The organism is uncultured Mucilaginibacter sp. (assembly GCF_937859865.1).
GTDB lineage: Bacteria > Bacteroidota > Bacteroidia > Sphingobacteriales > Sphingobacteriaceae > Mucilaginibacter_A.
Genome location: NZ_CALMAT010000038.1, coordinates 1 through 3771, shown reverse-complemented (window position 1 = coordinate 3771; position 3771 = coordinate 1). Strand labels below are relative to the sequence as shown.

Annotated in this window: 3 protein-coding genes; 1 reads left to right on the top strand and 2 read right to left on the bottom strand. The window is 41.3% G+C overall.

Going from position 1 to position 3771, the window contains the following annotated elements; all coding sequences use genetic code 11:
- The first annotated feature begins 39 nt into the window (after positions 1-39).
- A complete protein-coding gene (locus Q0192_RS04505; protein WP_366518135.1) occupies positions 40-2175 on the top strand; it encodes a YfhO family protein in 2136 nt (711 codons plus the stop codon).
- Between the two features lie 53 nt (positions 2176-2228).
- On the opposite strand, the gene Q0192_RS04500 is transcribed toward Q0192_RS04505, so the two are convergent.
- Positions 2229-2981 (bottom strand): glycosyltransferase family 2 protein, encoded by a 753-nt coding sequence (locus Q0192_RS04500; protein ID WP_299286705.1) that lies wholly within the window; start codon positions 2979-2981, stop codon positions 2229-2231.
- On the bottom strand, positions 2974-3771 hold a 798-nt coding region (locus tag Q0192_RS04495), incomplete at its 5' end, for a glycosyltransferase (protein ID WP_299286702.1). The genes Q0192_RS04500 and Q0192_RS04495, both read right to left, overlap by 8 nt.

Sequence of the window (3771 nt, the reverse complement as noted above, 5' to 3'; positions counted from 1 at the left end):
GTTTTACTATCGCTTTTTGGCGCCTATTTATTGTTTTGCGTGCTGCGGTTAAACCCCTGGCTGGCCGCTGCAGGTGCTATTGCGTTTACTTTTTCGTCGTACAATTTTATTTTGCTGCACGCCGGGCATTCTAACCAAGCTTATGCCATTACTTTTTTTGCACCTATTTTGGCCGGTATCATTCTCACTTTACGCGGAAAATATTGGCTCGGTGCTGTTTTAACCGCCTTTTTTTTGGCGATGGAAATACGCTCCAATCATATCCAGATGGCGTATTATTTGATGATTTCGCTGTTGATTTTGGTTGGGATCGAATTGTATCATGCCATTAAAAACAAAACTACGGTTGCTTTTATCCGGTCGATGGCCTGGCTTTCTGTTGCAACTTTAATTGCTGTGATGATCAACGCTTCCTTATTATGGACAACATATGAATACGGAAAGGAATCTACCCGAGGAAAATCGAACTTGACACAACCAGTTGCTGCTGGTTCAACAACTGGCTTAGATAAAGAATATGCTTATGGATGGAGCCAGGGTGTTGGCGAATGTATTACGTTTCTAATTCCAGATACTTATGGAGGCGAATCGGCGGGTGGTACATTAAAAGCGGATTCTAAAGTTGCACAAGCTTTACTGGCAAAAGGCGTACCGGAAGATCAGGCAACAGGTTTTGCTGCACAACTACCAACTTATTGGGGGGCGAAACCAAGTACTGCGGGTCCTTGGTATTTTGGTGCAGGCATTTGCTTTCTGTTTGTTTTTGGCTTACTGATTATCCGAAACCGTATTAAATGGTGGCTGCTGGCAACCGTAATTTTAAGCATGCTACTTTCATTCGGTAAAAACTTTACGCTGGTTTCCGATTTGTTTTTCAATTATTTTCCACTTTATAACAAGTTCCGCGCGGTCGAATCTATTTTGGTTTTGACGCAACTGGCTTTCCCAATCCTTGGTTTTTTAGCGATAAAAGAAGTATTGCAAGCAAAAGACAAAGCTTTTATCCTGAAAAAACTTCTCCTCGCCTTGTACATCACCGGCGGAATTACGCTGCTGGTTGCTGCGCTGCCATCGCTGTTTTTTAGTTTTAAAAGTACAACTGCTGATGAATCTTTAATTGCACAATTAACGCAAGCATTTCAGGGCGACAGTGCTTTTGCCAATTCCATCGTGAACAATGCTTTGGTGCAAGACCGTATTGGTTTGGCGCGTGCCGATGCCATCCGTTCCTTAATTTTTGTGCTGCTTACTTTTGGTGTTTTATGGGCGTTCATTAAACAAAAAATCAACCTGCAAATTACTTCGCTGCTGATTCTGGCGGTTACTTTGGTTGATCTTTGGTCGGTAGATAAGCGTTATTTAAAAGACGAAAGCTTTCAGCCTAAAGAAGATGCGATGCAAGTGCGTACGCCGCGCGAAGTTGACCAATTTATTATGCGCGACACTGATCCGGATTTCCGTGTGTTGGATTTGACGATTGATCCTTTTGCCAACGCTTCCACTTCTTATTTCCACAAAACTTTGGGCGGTTATCACGCCGCTAAATTGAAGCGTTTCCAGGAATTGATTGATAACCAATTTACCAAAAGCATTAACCCAGACGTTTTGGACATGCTGAACACGAAATATGTAATTACGGCCGACCCAAAATCGCAAACTGCTGGTATGAAAGCCAATGCAACGGCTTGCGGACATGCCTGGTTTGTAAAAAAAGTTCGTTTTGCGGATAATGCCGATCAGGAAATGCAGGCAATCAGCAGTTTCGATCCGAAGAATGAAGCTATTGTGGACATAAAATATCAATCATACATCAACACCAAACAAAATGCGATAGACGAAAACGGAAAAATAACGCTTACCAGTTATGCACCCGAGCATTTGGTTTATCAAAGCGGCTCGACCACCAACCAGGTTGCTGTTTTTTCGGAAATTTATTACGATAAAGGCTGGAAAATGCTGATTGACGGAAAGGAAAGCCCATATTTCCGTGCCGATTACTTATTGCGTGCCGCACAAATCCCGGTAGGAAACCATAAAATTGAGTTTATCTTCCACCCAAATTCTTATTACACCGGCGAAGCGATTTCTACGGCCGGTTCTATTTTGCTGGTGTTGGCTTTTGGCGGTTATGTTTTTGCAGAAAGCAGGAAAAAAAGGGTGGTAAAAACAGTATAGAACTATTAGTTTATCAAAAAGGCGAAGCTAAAACATCTTCGCCTTTTTTGTTCCTAATCATTCGTCCTGCGATATTTCAACCAATAAAATCCCAAATTAAAAGCAATCACAAAATGGTTTAAAACCGTGGGCAGCAAACCGTAATGCTTCCGCATAATAGCAAAACGCTCCAACAAACTCTGCCGGTGTTTCTTTTTCGACATCCCGCCAACCAAATATTTCGCCACATATTGGTGCACGTTTACAATCTTCCGTGCTTTTTTTGCCGCTGTTAAAATCCAATCAATATCCGCGCTTAACTGATATTTTAGATCATAAGGTTCAGCTAAATTTCTGCGGATAAAAATTGCCTGATGGCTTACGCTCATGCCATATTTAAAATCTTTCCAGGTGAAATTTTCAGGAGATTTATGCCGGCGCTGGCCCAAACTTTGCAATTGTTCGTTGACCATCTCCGTTTCGCCGTAATAAATATCGGCATCCGGTGCTGTTGCAAATACTGTTTTTACCGTATCTTTTTCATAAAATTCATCGCCCGAATTCATAAAAACAACGTAACCGCCTTTTGCCAAAGCCAAACCTTTGTTCATCGCATCATAAATTCCTGCATCTTTTTCGCTGATAAAAACAGCCAAACGTTCACGATATTTTTCAATAATCTTAACAGTTCCGTCGGTTGATTTTCCATCAACCACCAAATATTCGATGTTTGGATAAGTTTGATTGAGAACCGAAAGCATCGTTCGCTCCACATCTTTTGCATTGTTAAATACAACCGTAATCACACTTAAAATCGGCTTATCCATTTGGCAACAAGCTTTTGTATAATTCGATATGTTTTTGGGCGATCACTTCTGCTGAAAACTTTTGCATCACCGTTTCCCTGGCGTTTTTTCGCAATACTTCTTTTACCGGGTAATTTATGATCCATTCCATTCCTTGGCAAAAACTTTCGGATGATTTATATTCGGCCAAAAAACCGTTGTGTTCATGCTGCACCATATTTGGGATGCCGCCGGTCGTAAAAGCAATTACCGGTGTGCCGCAAGCCAAGCTTTCCATCACGGTATAAGGCAAATTATCTTCCAGCGAAGGAATCAAAAAAGCATCGGCGGCGGCATAACAGGCAGCCAGTTTTTCATCTTCGCTGATGGTTCCCAAAAACATGGTTTTAAACGGAAAAGCGGGAACATCTTCGGTATTCCGGTTTCCGAAAACCACCAATTCTATATTTTCTGCGGCGATGCTTCTTTTAGCAGCTAAAAGTTCGAGGCTTTCTAAAAGATAAGCTGCGCCTTTGTGCGAATCTTTTTTGGAAGGCATAAATCCGGTCAGGAAAATGAATTTATCTTTTGGCAAACCTAATTTTGCCCTTGCTTCTTGTTGGTTTTGAAGTTGAAAAACATTTGTTTCCAACGTGTTCGGAATTCTGGTAACTTGCTTTCCTTTCATCAAACTACTTCGCAAAACCGAATTTTTCATCCAACTGCTTGGCGCAATAATCTGAAATTGCAATTGTTGATAAGCTGCATTTTTTTGTTTCCAGATTTTGTGCGATTGATCGTTCGAGTTTGCATCAACCAAAACCGGACAATT

Excerpts from the sequence above, each read along its gene's own strand:
- Q0192_RS04500 (WP_299286705.1), bottom strand. The coding sequence starts at position 2,981 with ATGGATAAGCCGATTTTAAGTGTGATTACGGTTGTATTTAACAATGCA.